Origin of the sequence: Streptomyces sp. SID13666 (genome assembly GCF_010548325.1) — a bacterium.
GTDB lineage: Bacteria > Actinomycetota > Actinomycetes > Streptomycetales > Streptomycetaceae > Actinacidiphila > Actinacidiphila fildesensis.
The window spans coordinates 1-14,392 of sequence record NZ_JAAGLX010000019.1 but is presented as its reverse complement, the minus strand read 5'-3'; the positions used below and the strand labels follow the sequence as shown (position 1 = coordinate 14,392).

The 14,392-nt window shown below is 73.0% G+C and carries 17 protein-coding genes and 1 pseudogene; 10 read left to right on the top strand and 8 right to left on the bottom strand.

What is annotated here, in order from left to right; genetic code table 11:
• Positions 1–21: 21 nt before the first annotated feature.
• Positions 22–804, bottom strand: coding sequence for a hypothetical protein (locus G3I60_RS23450; protein ID WP_164299156.1), 783 nt, complete (start codon positions 802–804; stop codon positions 22–24).
• A gap of 136 nt (positions 805–940) precedes the next feature.
• Here G3I60_RS23450 and G3I60_RS23445 point away from each other — a divergent pair, with 136 nt between their 5' ends.
• The 5 genes from G3I60_RS23445 to amaP all read left to right on the top strand — a co-directional run bounded on the left by G3I60_RS23445 (position 941) and on the right by amaP (position 3,358).
• A complete protein-coding gene (locus tag G3I60_RS23445; RefSeq protein WP_138355000.1) occupies positions 941–1,456 on the top strand; it encodes an Asp23/Gls24 family envelope stress response protein in 516 nt (171 codons plus the stop codon).
• 73 nt (positions 1,457–1,529) lie between these two features.
• Positions 1,530–1,712: a hypothetical protein gene (locus G3I60_RS23440; RefSeq protein WP_138354999.1), complete on the top strand. Its 183-nt coding sequence runs from the start codon at positions 1,530–1,532 to the stop codon at positions 1,710–1,712.
• The gene (locus G3I60_RS23435) at positions 1,712–2,083 is read left to right on the top strand and encodes an Asp23/Gls24 family envelope stress response protein (RefSeq protein ID WP_138354998.1); all 372 of its coding nucleotides are present in this window, start codon (positions 1,712–1,714) and stop codon (positions 2,081–2,083) included. The genes G3I60_RS23440 and G3I60_RS23435 overlap by 1 nt, the downstream gene beginning before the upstream one ends.
• Positions 2,080–2,754: a DUF6286 domain-containing protein gene (locus G3I60_RS23430; RefSeq protein ID WP_138354997.1), complete on the top strand. Its 675-nt coding sequence runs from the start codon at positions 2,080–2,082 to the stop codon at positions 2,752–2,754. The genes G3I60_RS23435 and G3I60_RS23430 overlap by 4 nt, the downstream gene beginning before the upstream one ends.
• 7 nt (positions 2,755–2,761) lie before the next feature.
• The gene (amaP, locus tag G3I60_RS23425) at positions 2,762–3,358 is read left to right on the top strand and encodes an alkaline shock response membrane anchor protein AmaP (protein ID WP_164299154.1); all 597 of its coding nucleotides are present in this window, start codon (positions 2,762–2,764) and stop codon (positions 3,356–3,358) included.
• Positions 3,359–3,394: 36 nt separating this feature from the next.
• Here amaP and G3I60_RS23420 read toward each other — a convergent pair whose 3' ends face one another.
• The 6 genes from G3I60_RS23420 to G3I60_RS23395 form a co-directional block, all read right to left on the bottom strand.
• Positions 3,395–4,147 carry an SDR family oxidoreductase gene (locus G3I60_RS23420; RefSeq protein ID WP_164607672.1) on the bottom strand — a complete coding sequence of 251 codons (753 nt, stop codon included), beginning with the start codon at positions 4,145–4,147 and terminating at the stop codon, positions 3,395–3,397.
• A gap of 4 nt (positions 4,148–4,151) precedes the next feature.
• The gene (locus tag G3I60_RS23415; protein ID WP_343241874.1) at positions 4,152–5,960 is read right to left on the bottom strand and encodes a glycoside hydrolase family 15 protein; all 1,809 of its coding nucleotides are present in this window, start codon (positions 5,958–5,960) and stop codon (positions 4,152–4,154) included.
• 28 nt (positions 5,961–5,988) lie between these two features.
• A complete protein-coding gene (locus tag G3I60_RS23410) occupies positions 5,989–6,780 on the bottom strand; it encodes an SURF1 family protein (protein ID WP_164299148.1) in 792 nt (263 codons plus the stop codon).
• A gap of 57 nt (positions 6,781–6,837) precedes the next feature.
• The gene (locus G3I60_RS23405; RefSeq protein ID WP_138354992.1) at positions 6,838–7,089 is read right to left on the bottom strand and encodes a hypothetical protein; all 252 of its coding nucleotides are present in this window, start codon (positions 7,087–7,089) and stop codon (positions 6,838–6,840) included.
• Between the two features lie 71 nt (positions 7,090–7,160).
• Positions 7,161–8,165 carry a DEDDh family exonuclease gene (locus G3I60_RS23400; protein WP_203673637.1) on the bottom strand — a complete coding sequence of 335 codons (1,005 nt, stop codon included), beginning with the start codon at positions 8,163–8,165 and terminating at the stop codon, positions 7,161–7,163.
• A 31-nt stretch (positions 8,166–8,196) separates the two neighbouring features.
• The gene (locus tag G3I60_RS23395) at positions 8,197–8,814 is read right to left on the bottom strand and encodes a TetR/AcrR family transcriptional regulator (RefSeq protein WP_164607669.1); all 618 of its coding nucleotides are present in this window, start codon (positions 8,812–8,814) and stop codon (positions 8,197–8,199) included.
• A 129-nt stretch (positions 8,815–8,943) separates the two neighbouring features.
• Here G3I60_RS23395 and G3I60_RS23390 point away from each other — a divergent pair, with 129 nt between their 5' ends.
• The 4 genes from G3I60_RS23390 to G3I60_RS23375 are packed head-to-tail and all read left to right on the top strand — an operon-like array spanning position 8,944 to position 13,167.
• Positions 8,944–9,738, top strand: a complete 795-nt coding sequence (locus G3I60_RS23390) for an acetoacetate decarboxylase family protein (RefSeq protein ID WP_164299170.1) — start codon at positions 8,944–8,946, stop codon at positions 9,736–9,738.
• Positions 9,738–10,622, top strand: a complete 885-nt coding sequence (locus G3I60_RS23385; protein ID WP_138354989.1) for an SDR family NAD(P)-dependent oxidoreductase — start codon at positions 9,738–9,740, stop codon at positions 10,620–10,622. The genes G3I60_RS23390 and G3I60_RS23385 overlap by 1 nt, the downstream gene beginning before the upstream one ends.
• 20 nt (positions 10,623–10,642) lie before the next feature.
• On the top strand, positions 10,643–11,929 hold the full coding sequence (locus G3I60_RS23380; RefSeq protein ID WP_138354988.1) for an amidohydrolase family protein: 1,287 nt from the start codon (positions 10,643–10,645) through the stop codon (positions 11,927–11,929).
• A complete protein-coding gene (locus G3I60_RS23375; RefSeq protein WP_164299143.1) occupies positions 11,926–13,167 on the top strand; it encodes an amidohydrolase family protein in 1,242 nt (413 codons plus the stop codon). The genes G3I60_RS23380 and G3I60_RS23375 overlap by 4 nt, the downstream gene beginning before the upstream one ends.
• A 105-nt stretch (positions 13,168–13,272) precedes the next feature.
• Here G3I60_RS23375 and G3I60_RS23370 read toward each other — a convergent pair whose 3' ends face one another.
• Positions 13,273–13,467, bottom strand: a complete 195-nt coding sequence (locus G3I60_RS23370; protein ID WP_138354986.1) for a hypothetical protein — start codon at positions 13,465–13,467, stop codon at positions 13,273–13,275.
• 144 nt (positions 13,468–13,611) lie between these two features.
• Here G3I60_RS23370 and G3I60_RS23365 point away from each other — a divergent pair.
• Positions 13,612–14,392, top strand: a pseudogene (locus G3I60_RS23365) (helix-turn-helix transcriptional regulator); the annotation flags it as partial.

The following is a 14,392-nucleotide window of genomic DNA, read 5'->3' as shown; positions in this document are numbered from 1 at the left end:
CCGGTCGATGTCCGGTCGTGGTCACCCGATGGCGGTGACCACGACCGCCGTCGTCACAGGGCCCGGGGCACCTGGCTCGGCGGCCTCGGTGACCGCCGCGGCCACGGCGCGGGCCACATCCAGCGCGCGGTGGCCGGGCATGACCGCGATCTGCACCCGGACCTCCCGGGCCGGCGGATCGCCGCCGTCGGCCGTGCGGATCCCGGACGCGAAGCCGCCGAGCCGTGACGTCACCCGGGCGACACCCGGCACCAGGAGCGCCGCGGCGACCACCCCGTTGCCGGCGGGCGGCGGCCCGGCCTCCGTCAGATCCTGGCCCGTCGCACCGGCCGGGCCCTCGACGGCGGCCAGGGGAGCAGGTCCGGCCTGGGGATCGATCAGGCCCGTGACATCGAGGTCCACCGAGGTGACGGCCAGCCCCAGCAGATCGTGGGCCGCACTCCACAGCGCGGTCCGCAACTGATCCGCGGTGGCGGGCAGCGGCCGGTCGATGGCGGCCTCGAAGGCCGCGGCCACGCACAGCGGGCCGTACGGCACCGCACTCGGCGGTACGAGCGGCAGATTATTCGCATCCGTCGCCGGCTCCGTCGTCGGTTCTGCTTCCTGACGCGGCACCCGGACCGGCTCCGGGCCGATGCGCAGAGTGCCGACCCGGACGCCGGTGAGCCCGTTCACCGCCCCGCGCAGCGCGTCGGCCGCCGCGTTCTCGGTGATCCAGACACCGTCTCCCGCCCCGCCGAGCGGCAGCACGCGCCCGAACGCGATCTGCTCCCGTACCGCACGGGCCAAACGGTCCACAGCCACCGGTCTCCGCCTCCTTCGCCGCGCGCCACCCGAACGGCGGCCCGCTCCACGCTTCCTGACCGCATCTCCACGGCGCGGCAGGGCATGCGCACATAGTGTGGTGCATGGAGCAGCCCAGACGAAGGGACGACTCGCCATGACCGAGGCGGCACAGCGCAACCTGTCCGAGCCGGAGGGCCCCGATTCCGTGGGCGAGGGCAGGACATTGGAGAAGGGCACGAGCGGGGGTGCCGGGACGCCCGGCCGGCGGGCGCCGCTGGGCGACCCCGCGACCCGCGGCCGGACCACCATCGCGGACGGAGTGGTCGAGAAGATCGCCGGGCTGGCGGCCCGTGATGTGCTGGGTGTGCACGCGATGGGCAGCGGCTTCGCCCGCACCTTCGGCGCCGTGCGTGACCGGGTGCCCGGCAGCAAGTCCGTCACCCGTGGGGTGAAGGCGGAGGTCGGCGAGGTGCAGACCGCGCTCGACCTGGACATCGTCGTCGAGTACGGGGTGTCCATCGTCGAGGTGGCCCGCGCGGTGCGGGAGAACGTGATCGCCGCGGTCGAGCGCATGACCGGTCTCGAGGTCGTCGAGGTCAATGTCGCGGTCGGCGACGTGAAGCTGCCGGACGAGGACGACGAGGACGACCGGGAGCAGAGGGTCCAGTGACGACCGGGTGGACGGGTGGGACGGCGGCCGGCGGTGCCGGCGACAGCGGTGAGGCGAGGACGGTGAGCGGACGATGAGAATGTCGCTGGTCGGACTGATCGTGGGCATGGCGCTCGGATTCGCCGGGTACTTCGGCGGGTTCGGCGCGTTCCTGCTGGTGGCCGCGCTCGGCGCGGTCGGGTTCGTGGCCGGGAAGTTCGTGGACGGCGATCTGGAGCCCGGAGAGTTCTTCCGCAGCCGCGACCGGCGGCGGTGATGGCCGCTGCGGCCCCGGTCACCCTGCCGGCCGCGGAGCGGGGCGCGCTCAGGATCGCGGACCGGGTGGTGGCGAAGATCGCCGCGCGGGCCGCGTCCGAGGTGCTCGCGGACATCCCGGAGTCCGGGCTCGTGCCGCCGGACCGTACGCCGCACGCGTCGGTCTCGGTGCGCAAGGAGACCGCCCGGGTGCGGTTGTCGGTGGAACTGGGCTATCCGGGTGACCTCGGTGCGGTCTGCGGCTCGGTGCGCCGCCATGTCGCGGACCGGGTGACGTCACTGACGGGTATGGAGGTACCTGAGGTCGCCGTCGAGATCGAGCGGCTGCACTCCGCGACGGCGCGGCAACAGAGCGAGGGGAGGGTGCGGTGACCGGGACCGGTGCGGAACCCGAACCCGAGGGCACGACACGGCAGCTGCCGGTCGTCGGGCCCTACGAACCGGACGAGCCCGACGGATCCGGCGGGTCCGCCGCCGAGCGCCCCGCCGAACCGCCGGCCGGCCGCGCTGGCCGGTTCTGGTCGGAGCGCCGGGTGCCGTCGGCGCTGACCGCGCTGGTGGTGCTGGGGGCCGCCGGGATCCTGCTCTACGACATCGCCGCGGTCCGCACCGACCGCGCCGCGATGAGCTGGCGGCCACGGCTGGCCCGTGAACTGGCCACCCGGCCGCTGGACAACGTGCTCGTCATCACCGCCGCCGCGGCGGCCGTGGTGATCGGTCTGTGGCTGATCGTCCTGGCCGTCACCCCCGGCCTGCGCGACATCCTGCCGATGCGGCGCAGTGTCACCGGGGTGCGCGCGGGGCTGGACCGGCACGCCGCCGAACTCACGCTGCGCGACCGGGCGATGGAGGTCTCCGGCGTGCACACCGTCCGGGTCCGCGTCGGCCGCCGCCATGTCACCGCCCGCGCCGCGTCCCACTTCCGTGACCTGGACGAAGTACGGGCCGACCTGGACGCCGCCCTGGCCGAGGGCGTCGTCCAACTCGGGCTGGCCCGCCCGCCCAGCCTGGGCGTCCACGTCCAGCGCGCCCAGAAGGGCTGATCCGCCGATGCGCAGTTCCCTCAACCGGACCCTGCTGGCACTGACCGGCCTGCTCCTGCTGATCGCCGGCCTCGCGGTGCTGGTCGGCAGCCTGGACCTGCAGCGCCGCTGGGGATTCACCCTGCCGGGCTGGTGGCCGTTCGACGGCCCCGAGGACGTGCTCCTCACGGCCCGCGACCGCACCCGCTACCGCGGCGACGGCTGGTGGTGGCCCACCGTCCTGGCCGTCCTGGGCGTGCTGGTGCTGACGGCCCTGTGGTGGTTCCTGGCCCAGTTCCGCAGCCACCGGCTGCGCCAGCTGCGCATCGACAGCCGCGACGGCCAGGACGCCGTGCTGCGCGGCCGGGCCCTGGAGGACATCCTGGTCACCGAGACCGAGGCACTGGACGGTGTGGACCGGGCCGGCGCCGTCCTGACCGGCAAGCGCTCCGCGCCCCGCGCGCGCCTCACCCTCGCCCTGGCGCCGCACGCGGCCCCGGACACCGTCGTCTCCCGGCTGGACACCGAGATCCTGCAACGCGCCGGCGGCTCGGCGGGCCTCGACCATCTCCCGGCCGAGGCGCGGCTGCGCGCCGTCAAGCACCGCGCCAGCCGCGTCAACTGACCGGCGTCCCAGGCGCCGTACGCCGCACGCCGTACGTCAGAAGCCGTGCCGGGCGCCGCCGTCGACCGGGAGCATGATGCCCGTCAGATACGAGGCGGCGGGGGAGAGCAGGAAGGCCGCGGCGCGGCCGAACTCCTCCGGGGTCCCGTAGCGGCCCAGCGGGATGGTGGCGCTGTGCCGGGCGCGGGAGGCCGCCGCGTCGCCGCTGAGGGCGTCGAGTTCCGCCACCCGCTCGGTGTCGATCCGGGAGGGCAGCAGGCCCACGACGCGGATGCCGCGCGGGCCCAGTTCATCGGCGAGGTTCTTGGCGAAGCCGGCCAGCCCGGGCCGCAGCCCGTTGGAGACCGCCAGGCCGGGGATCGGCTCGTACACCGACCCGGAGAGCACGAAGCCGATCACGCCGCCCTCGCCGAGCGCCGCCGCGGCGGCCCGGGCGAGCCGTACCGCACCGAGGAAGACCGTCTCGAACGCGTCCCGCCACTGGTCGTCCGTGATGGTCTCGGAGAGGCCGACGGCCGGGCCGCCGACGCTGATCAGTACGCCGTCCAGCCGTCCGAACTCCTCGCGGGCGGCGCCGATGAGCCGGTCGGGGGTGTCCGCGCCGGTGTTGTCGGCGGCCATCCCGATCGTGTTCCCCGGGCCGCCCAGCGCCGCGGCCGCCGACTCCTGCGAGCGCCCGGAGACGACCAGCTTCGCGCCGTCGGCCGCCAGCTCACGGGCGGCCGCCATGCCCAGCCCGCGGGTGGCGCCGGTGACGACGTACACCCGGTCCTTCAGTCCCAGATCCATGCGCTCATGCTCCCTTACGGACTCCGGACAGGCTCAGTGCGGTGTTGACGAGCCCGATATGGCTGAAGGCCTGCGGGAAGTTGCCGAGCTGGCGGCGGGAGACCGGGTCCCACTCCTCGGCGAGCAGCCCGACGTCGTTGCGCAGACTCAGCAGGTGCCCGAACAGCTCGCGGGCCTCCCGCTCGCGGCCGGTCGTGTGCAGCGCGTCGGCCAGCCAGAACGAGCAGGCCAGGAAGGCGCCCTCGTCGCCCGGCAGGCCGTCCACGGCCTTCTCGTCGAGGGTGTAGCGGCGGACGAGGCCGCCGTGGTTCAGCTCCCTGCGCACCGCGTCGACCGTGCCGATCACCCGCGGATCGGAGGGCGGCAGGAAGCCGACCTGGGGGATGAGCAGCGTCGCCGCGTCGAGCTGGGTGGAGCCGTAGAACTGGGTGAACGTGCTGCGCTCGTTGTCGTAGCCGCGCTTGCACACCTCCAGGTGCACCTGGTCGCGCATGGCCCGCCAGCCGGCCAGGTCGCCGCCGCGCTTCGGCTGCGCCTCCAGGGTGCGGACCGCGCGGTCCGCGGCGACCCACGCCATCACCTTGGAGTGCACGAAGTGCCGGCGCGGCCCGCGGACCTCCCACAGGCCCTCGTCCGGCTCGCGCCAGTTGGACTCCAGGAAGTCCATCAGGGCGCGCTGCAGGCTCCAGGCGTGCTTGTCGTCGGAGAGTCCGCTGTTCCGGGCCAGGTGGAGCGAGTCGAGCACCTCGCCGTAGACGTCGAGCTGCAGCTGCCCGGCCGCCGCGTTGCCGATCCGGACCGGGGCGGACGTCTCGTACCCCTTCAGCCACGGCACCTCGTACTCGGGCAGCCGCCGCTCACCGGAGATCCCGTACATGATCTGCAGGTCGGCGGGGTCTCCGGCGACCGCGCGCAGCAGCCAGTCCCGCCACTTCGCGGCCTCCTGGAGATAGCCGCTGGAGACCATCGCGTTGAGTGTCAGGGTGGCGTCGCGGAGCCAGCAGAAGCGGTAGTCCCAGTTGCGCACCCCGCCGATCTCCTCCGGCAGCGAGGTGGTGACGGCCGCGGCGATACCGCCGGTCGGCGCGTACGTCAGCGCCTTGAGGGTGATGAGGGAGCGCAGCACGGCCTCCCGCCAGGGGCCGTCGTAGGTGCACTGCGCCGACCACTTCTCCCAGTCCTCGATGGCGTGGGGCAGCGCATCGTACGGGTCGACCCGGCGCGGACGGGTCTCGTGCGACGGGTGCCAGGTGAGGACGAAGGCGACGCTCTCGCCCGCCGAGACGGAGAAGTCGGCGTAGGTGCAGAAGTCCTTGCCGTACATCGGCAGCTGCGGCGGATAGCTGCGCAGCCAGACCGAGTCGGGCCCCGCGACGGCGATGCGGTGGCCCTCGGCGCGCCGCATCCAGGGCACGATGCTGCCGTAGTCGAAGCGCAGCCGCAGCTCGCTGCGCATCTGCACGGTGCCGGAGACGCCCTCAACGATCCGCATGACATCGGGGGCGCGGTCGCGCTGCGGCATGAAGTCGATGACCTTGACGATGCCGGTGGCGGTCTCCCAGAACGTCTCGAGCACCAGGGTGTCGCCGCGGTACGCCCGCCGGGTGCACTGGTCCGCGCCGGCCGGGGCGATCCGCCACTGGCCGTTCTCCTCGTCCCCGAGCAGCGCCGCGAAGCACGCGGCGGAGTCGAAGCGCGGCAGGCACAGCCAGTCGATGGAGCCGTCCTTGCCGACCAGCGCCGCGGTCTGCAGATCACCGATGAGCGCGTAGTCCTCGATCAGTCCTGGCACGGGGCCGCCTTTCGTCCACACTCCTGCTCGTAGCGTGCCGGGGACGCCGTTACACCGCGACCGGAACGCTCTTCTGTGACTCCTGCCCGGAGACCCGCTCCTTGCGCTCGCGGCGCACCAGGATGACCCAGCCGACCGGGACCATCGCCGAGAACAGCCACCACTGGATCGCGTACGCCATGTGCGGGCCGATGCTGGAGTCGTCCGGCTCGGGGATCAGTTCGGGCTGGGCGCCGGAGGGCTTGGGGGAGGTGGTGGCCAGCTCCAGATAGCCGCCGAGCAACTGCCGCGGGCCGGTCTTCGCCAGGTCGGTGGAGTTGATGAGCATGATCATGCGGTCCGGCAGCCCGCTCTTGTTCCTGATCCCGGTGCTGGAACTCGTCTCGTCGGGGCGCAGCCGCCCGGTGACGGTGATCTCGCCGGACTCGGCGGCCGGGATCTTCGGCAGTGCGGTGAGCCCGCCGTCGGCGTCGATCCAGCCGCGGTTCACCAGGATCGCCCGGCCGTCGTCCAGCACCAGCGGGGTGATGACGTGGTACCCGTTCTTCTGCCCGTCGGCCGCGGTGCGCTGGCGGGCGACGACCTCGTGCGCGGTGTCGTAGTGACCGGTCGCGCTCACCGACCGGTACAGGTCCTTGCGGGGTACGGCCTTGCCGGGCGCGGCCAGCCGCTCGACCGGGACGGCGGCGGCCTTGACGTTCTGACTGATCAGGTGGTTGTTGGCCACCCGGTGCTCGTGACGGTGCAGCTGCCAGTAGCCCAGCTTGATCATCGTGGGAATCATGACCAGGCCGAGCAGCGTGAGGATCACCCACTGGCGGGAGAGCAGAAAGCGGTACACCCCACGACCGTACTCGGTCGTGGGGCGCCCTCCGGTAGGGGGTCGGTGGGGGACGGATCAGGAGATCGGGACGGAGCCGACACGGTCGACGAGGCCGTGCACGCCCTCGGCCTTGGCACAGTGCGCACTGCAGTACCAGCGGCCGTCGGCCTCGACGCCGTGGCCGACGACCTGCACCCGGCAGTGCTCACAGATGGGCGCCATGCGGTGGATGGCGCATTCGAAGCTGTCGAAGACGTGCACCGCACCCTGGGCGTGCACCTCGAAGCTCATGACGTAGTCGTTTCCGCACACTTCACATCGGGCCATGGGGCACAGATTGCGCGGCGCGGGGGCGGCGGGCAACAGGTCGCCGGGCGCGTCGCCGCCGCGCCACTCGATCAGCCGTGTACCCCGGGCGCCGGGGTCACCGCCTTGAGGAGTTCCGCGAAGCGCCGCTCGTCGATGACGGGGGTGCCGAACGCGCGGGCCTTGGCGGCCTTGCTCGTCGGGGAGTCCGGGTCGTTGGTGACGAGCAGGCTGGTGAGACGGCTGACGCTGGACGCGACATGCAGCCCGGCGTCGGTCGCGCGGTCCTCCAGCAGTTCGCGGTCGATCCCGGTGTCACCGGAGAACGCCACCCGCATCCCCTGCATGAGCGGGCCCTCGGGCGCCATCCGGCCCGGGTTGGGGTACGGGCAGGACGGCCGCTTGCGCGCCGGGCGCCAGCTGCTGGGGCGGTAGGAGCCGTACGACCCGCCGGCCGGCGCGGGGCGGGCCGCCGGCACGCTGCCCTCGGTCCACTCGGTGAGCGGCCGGCAGGCGTGCAGCGGCAGCGGCAGGCCGGCCGCGGCCGCCAGGTGCAGGCTGGGACGGAACGCCTCGGCGAGCACCCGCGCGTCGTCCAGGGCGTGGTGGGCGCGCTGCTGGACGACGCCGTAGTGCGCGGCGAGCGACTCCAGCTTGTGGTTGGCCAGCGGCAGCCGGAGCTCCTTGGCCAGCACGATCGTGCACAGCCGCTGTTCGACGGGGGCGGTGGACTTCGCCCGCGCGTACTCACGGGCCAGCATCGACCAGTCGAAGACCGCGTTGTGCGCGACGAGCACCCGGCCGGCCAGCCGTTCGGCGAGCTCGGCGGCGATGTCCGGGAAGAGCGGGGCGTCGGCGAGCATCGCGCTGGTCAGTCCGTGGATCCACACCGGGCCGGGATCGCGCAGCGGGTTGACCGGTGAGTACCAGTGGTCCTGGACCTCGCCCCGGGAGTCCAGCCGGTAGACGGCGGCGGACACTATCCGGTCGTCGCGGCCGAGACCGGTGGTCTCGACGTCGACCACGGCATATCCGTCCGGGTAGGCGGCGGGCCACGGGGACGGGGAGGCGGTCGGCTCGGTGCGGTTGTCCAGCATGGTCATTGAGAATAAGGGGCGCCGCTGACACTCAGACACACAGCAGGGAGCCGACCAGGGCGCGCGTGGTGGTGGTGAAGAGGCGTTCGGGGTCGGGCGGGGCGGCCAGCGCGCGGGCCAGCGCCGGGTCGTGGCCGGCCGTGGCGGTGTCCCACAAGTCCTGTTCCGCGGGGCTCTGGGCGGGGGAACGTTCGCGGTTGCGTTCGACCAGAACGAAGCCGATGACGTGGAACTCGATGGCGCGCAGCGCCTCGGCGGCCCGCCCCCCGCGCAGCCCCGCGTCGTGCAGCTCATGGACCAGGGCCTGCTGGGCGGGGAGGAACATCAGCTCGGTGAGGCCGCGTTCGTGCACCATCGCGATCAGATGCGGCCGGTCGCGCAGCATCCGGCGCTGGGCGCGGGCGATGGACAGCACCCGGTCGAGCGGCCCGCGGCCGGTGGGCGCGATGGCGCCCATCTCCCGCACGGTACGGGCCACCAGTTCGTCGAGCAGCGATTCGCGGTTGCCCACATGCCAGTAGATCGACGTGACGGCGGTGCCCAGTTCGGCCGCGAGCTTGCGCATGGTCAGCGCCTCGGGGCCGAGCTGCCGGACAAGTGCGGCAGCGGCGTCGAGTACGTCGTCGCGGGTCAGGGCGGTGCGCGGCATGGTGCTCCCATTGTGGACCGTGCACGCCTATTTACCCTTCGAGCGCGTCGGTGTAACTGTGTTACAGAGCTCGTCCCGAATCTCTCATGACGCACCCGTGTGACTGACATGAACGAAGGGCGGCACGACATGGCGCGAGTACGGTACGGCCCGCGGAGCGAAGCGGAAATGCAGGCGGCGAAGGCGGGCGGCGGCAAGCTCCCCGACATCTGGTCGACCGGGGTGGTGGCGGTCTGGGAGACCGACCCCGACGTGGTGGCACAGGTCCTGCCGCCGCCGCTCAAGCCGGGGGAACGGCCCCTGGTGCGGGTGAACATCAGCCGCGTCGACCTGTTCGGACACCCGCTGGGTGCCGGCTCGGTCGCGGTCTCCGCCCGGCACGACGGTGTCGAGGGCTGGTATCCGCTGGTGATGCCGATGACGACCGAGCGGGCGCTGATCGGCGGCCGGGAGGTCTTCGGCGAACCGAAGAAGCTCGGCGAGGTCACCGTGGAGCGGGTCGGCGACGTCGTGATGGCGAAGCTCGCCCGGCACGGCATCGCGTTCGTCGAGGTCGCCGGCGCGGTCAGCGGCGCGCTGCCGCTGCCGGGAGTCACCGAGAAGACCGACTTCTACTTCAAGTTCCTCCCCGCGGTGGACGGCAACGGCTTCGACGGCGACCCGGTGCTGGTGCGCTGCACCCGGCACGAACGGGTACGCAAGCTCGAAGCGATGACCGGCAGCGTGGTGCTGCGCGAGTCCGCGTACGACCCGGTCGCCGACCTCTCGGTGCGCCGGCTCGTCGAGATCACCATCGGCGAGAAGACCAGCGACCAGTCGGGCCAGGTTATCGAACGGGTCAGCGCGCAGGCGCTGCTGCCCTACATCCACCAGCGCTACGACGACGTCCAGCAGATCCTCGACGCGCCCCACCGGGAGGCCTGATGGACCTGCTGGCCGGACAGACGGCCGTGGTGACCGGCGCCGCGAGCGGCATCGGCTACGCCATGGCGGAACGGTTCGCCGCGGACGGGCTGAAGGTGGTCCTCGCCGATGTGGAGGAGGGCGCGCTCGACAAGGCCGTCGGGCGGCTGCGGGAGAACGGCGCCGAGGCCGTCGGGCAGCTCACCGATGTGAGCGACCGCGCCTCCGTCGAAGCCCTCGCCGAGGCCGCGTACCAGGCCTTCGGCGCCGTCCATGTGCTGTGCAACAACGCCGGGGTCGGCTCCGGCGCCGAGGGCCGGATGTGGGAGCACGACCCCAAGGACTGGCAGTGGGCCTTCTCGGTCAACGTATGGGGCGTCTTCCACGGCATCCAGGCGTTCCTGCCCCGGATGCTCGCGGCCGGTGAGCCGGGACACGTCGTCAACACCTCCTCGGGAGACGGCGGGATCGCGCCGCTGCCGACCGCCTCGGTGTACGCCGTCACCAAGGCCGCGGTGGTGACGATGACGGAGTCGCTCTACGCCCATCTCAAAGCCGAGCGCGCGGCCATCGGCGCCTCCGTGCTCTTCCCGGGCCCCCACATGCTCCGCACCGGACTGTGGGAGTCGCACCGCAACCGGCCCGAGCGGTACGCCAAGTCCGCGCCCCGCCGCACCCCGTACCGCAGCCTCGACCAGTGGGAGGCCGCGATGAAGGAGGCCGGGCACGAGGTGGCGTTCACCCCCGTGGAGGAGGTCGCCGGCTTCGTGGCCGACGGCATACGGGCCGGCCGCTTCTGGCTGCTGCCCGCCAGCGACCGCACCGACGCCCAGATCAGGGCGCGTTCGCAGTCGATGCTCGACCGGGCCGACCCGGGCTATCTGGAGAACTTCATTCTCGACTGAACGAGGGGACAGGAGACACCATGACGGATCCGTACCTGATCATCTCCTCGGACTGCCACGCGGGCCTGCCGACGGAGCAGTACCGGCCTTATCTCGACAGCAGGTTCCACGCGGACTTCGACGAGTTCCTCGGGCAGCGCCAGGCGCGCCGCGAGGCGATGACGCGGCTCGGGGTGCGCAACGAGGCGTTCGCGGAGAAGTGGTTCAGCGACAACGAGGAGGGGCTGCGCGGCGGCTGGGACAGCGCGCAGCGCGACAAGGAACTCGACGGTGACGGGGTGGCGGCCGAGGTCGTCTTCCCGGACGCCGACGCCGTCGACAGCCAGACCGCCGCGCCCTTCGGGGTGGGCCTCGGGCTCTCCGGCGACCAGGACCCGGCGCTGGGGATGGCGGGCGCGCAGGCACACAACCGCTGGCTCGCGGAGTTCTGTGCCGAGCGCAGCCCGGAACGCCGCTGCGGGGTGGCGCTGCTGCCCATCACCGGCGACGTGGACGCGGTGGTGGCCGAGGTCCGCAGGGCGAAGGCGTCCGGCCTCGGCGCCCTGATGATCCCCGCCCGGTGGGTCGACAAGGCGGCGTACCACGACGCCCGTTACGACCCGGTGTGGGCGGTGGCGCAGGAGCTGGAGATGCCCATCGTGACCCACTCCGGATCGGCCCCGCACCACGAGTACGGGGACCATCTGGGCATCTACGTCAGCGAAGTGACCTTCTGGCCGTCCCGGCCGCTCTGGTTCCTGCTGTGGGCCGGGGTCTTCGAGCGCTTCCCCGGGCTGAAGTTCGGCATCGCCGAGTCCGGCTGCTGGTGGCTGCCGAACCAGCTGTGGTTCATGGACCGGCTCTACCTCGGCGCCCACGGCGGCAAGAAGCTCTCGCCGTTCGCCGAGCTGAAGCGGCCGCCGAGCGAGTACCTGGACCGCCAGGTGTTCATCTGCGCGACCAACACCAAGCGCCGCGAGCTGGCCCAGCGCTACGAGATCGGGGTCGGCAACATCCTGTGGGGCAGCGACTTCCCGCACCCGGAGGGCACCTGGCCCGCGACCCGGGAGTGGCTGAAGAACACGTTCCACGACATCCCGGTGACCGAGACCCGGCAGATGCTGGGGCTGGCCGCCGCCGAGGCCTTCGGCTTCGACACCGAGGCGCTGGCGCCGATCGCCCGCCGGATCGGCCCGACCCCGGCCGAACTGGGCCAGCCGGACGACCAGTCGGCCGTCGAGGCGTCCTGGGCGCGCGCCCGCGACACCGGACGGCACTGGCTGACCGGGCACGACTTCCCGTACGTGGGGATGGAGGCGGGCACATGACACCCTCCGGTCCCGACGACCGCTACACGGTGATCTCGGCGGACTGCCACGCCGGCGCCGACCTGCTCGACTACCGGCCGTACCTGGCGGCCGGCCTCCACGAGGAGTTCGACGCATGGGCGGCCACGTACGTCAATCCGTACGAGGACCTGATCGCCCCCGAGGCGCCGCGCAACTGGGACTCCGGCCGCCGGCTCGCGGAGCTGGAGGCGGACGGCGTCGTCGCCGAGGTCGTCTTCCCCAACACCGTGCCGCCGTTCTTCCCCAGCGGTTCGCTGCTGGCCCCCGCGCCCTCGAAGGAGGAGTTCGAGCTGCGCTGGGCCGGACTGCGGGCCCACAACCGGTGGCTCGCCGACTTCTGCGCGCAGGCCCCCGGCCGGCGCGCGGGCGTCGCACAGATCCTCCTCAACGATGTGGACGCGGCGGTCCGCGAGGTGAGGTGGGCCAAGGAGCACGGGCTGACCGGCGGCATCCTGCTGCCGGGCGCACCACCGGGCTCCGGCGTCCCCGAGCTGTACTCGGCGGTGTACGACCCGCTCTGGGCGGTCTGCGACGAGCTGGACGTACCGGTGAACCACCACGGCGGCTCGGCCTCCCCGCCGCTCGGCGACGAACCCGCGGCCCGCGCGGTGTTCATGGTCGAGACGACGTGGTTCTCGCACCGGGCGCTGTGGCACCTGATCTTCGGCGGGGCGTTCCAACGGCACCCCGGGCTGCGGCTGGTGCTCACCGAGCAGGGTTCGGGGTGGATCCCCGCCGTGCTCGACATGCTGGAGTACTACCACGGGCGGCTGGTCAGCGCCGCGACCCGGGCGGCCACCGCCGAGGCCAAGTTCGGCACCGGGCTGGCGGACGCGATGGGCAAGGGACCGAAGGCCGTCTGGCGGGACAACTGCTTCGTCGGGGCGAGCTTCATGCGCCCCCACGAGGTGCCGCTGCGCGACCGGATCGGCCTGGAGAAGATCATGTGGGGCAGCGACTACCCGCATGACGAGGGCACGTATCCCTACACCAGGGAGGGGCTGCGGATCGCGTTCGCCGGGCTCCCGGCCGAGGAGGTCGCCGCGATGGTGGGCGGCAACGCGGCCCGTGTCTACGGCTTCGACCTCGGGCTGCTGGACGCGGTCGCCGCGAAGTCCGGCCCCACGGTGGCGGAGATCGCCGAGCCGCTGGAGGAGCCGCCCGCCGACGCGACCAGTCCGGCGTTCGCACCGGGAGGTTCGGTCCGCGTCTGGTGACGGTGGCGGGGCGGTGATGACGGCCGGCGTGTTACCTCCGGCGGCGGGGAATACGGGGGAGAACCCCGCCGCCGGAAGACCGGGTGGACCGCGGTGTGCCGCGGTCTAACGCGATGACACCGTCCTGAACAGGGCGGACAGTGCCGCTCCGGGCCGCGCCGTGGAGGCGTGCCCGGACGGATCCTGGGTCGGTGACGGACGTGCGGCGTCCTTGGAGCCGCCGCCCGCCGTCACCAGCACGAACACGGAAAGGGCAAGCACGGCCAGGCTTACCGCGGTGGGCAGGCTCGGCCTGTGCATGAGGGTTCCCCCGGTGGATCGGCTACAGGCTCCACAGTGCCCGGGGCGGGGGTACCCGGCCATCGTGGACCACCACGAGATCAACCACGACAACACCACGGCATATCCTGGGACCGCGGCGGCGGAAGGGGTGCGGTGGTCACGGTGGGGGAGCAGCTCGGTCTGCGCGAACGGGACGGCCAGCTGGCCGTCGCGGCACGCCTCGCGGAACGGGCCGAGGCGGGCGCGGGCGCCCTGCTGGTGGTGCGCGGCGGCACCGGCAGCGGCCGGACCGCCCTCCTGGACGCGGCGGCCGAACTCGCCCGGCGGCAGGGCCTGGACGTCCGCCGTACCCGCTGCGCGCAGCACGACCAGGACGCCGGCAGCGTGCCGTCCGTCGTGCGGCGGCTGCTGGACGGCGCCCCCGAGGCCGCGTCCATCGACGAGTTGTCGCCCGGCGGCATACCGCTCGCACTGGCCGTCGACGACGTCCACCTGGCGGATCCGGCCTCCCGCGGCTGGTTCGGCCGGCTGGTGCCCCGGCTCGACCGGCTGCCGGTCCTGCTGATCCTGACCGAGCGTCACCAGTACGACATGACGCCGGCCCCGCGCGGTATCGCCTGGGGCCTGGCCCCCTCGCTCGTCCACACGGTGCGGCTGCCGCCGCTGAGCGGGCCGTCCGTCGACGCGATCGCCCGCGAACGGCTCGGCGGCGACCCGCCGCCCGGCCTCGCCGCGGCGACCGCGGGCAACCCGCTGCTGCTGCACGCCCTGTTGCAGGACCTGGCCGAGCTGCACCCCGGCGGCCCGCCGGAGCGGACCCCGTCGAGCGTCGCCGAACTCCACCCCGGTGCCTACGCCGACGCCGTCGCCTGGCTGCTGGCCGCGGCGGGCCCGCAGACCGCCGACGCCGGCTGCGCGCTCGCCCTGGTGCAGGACGAGCACG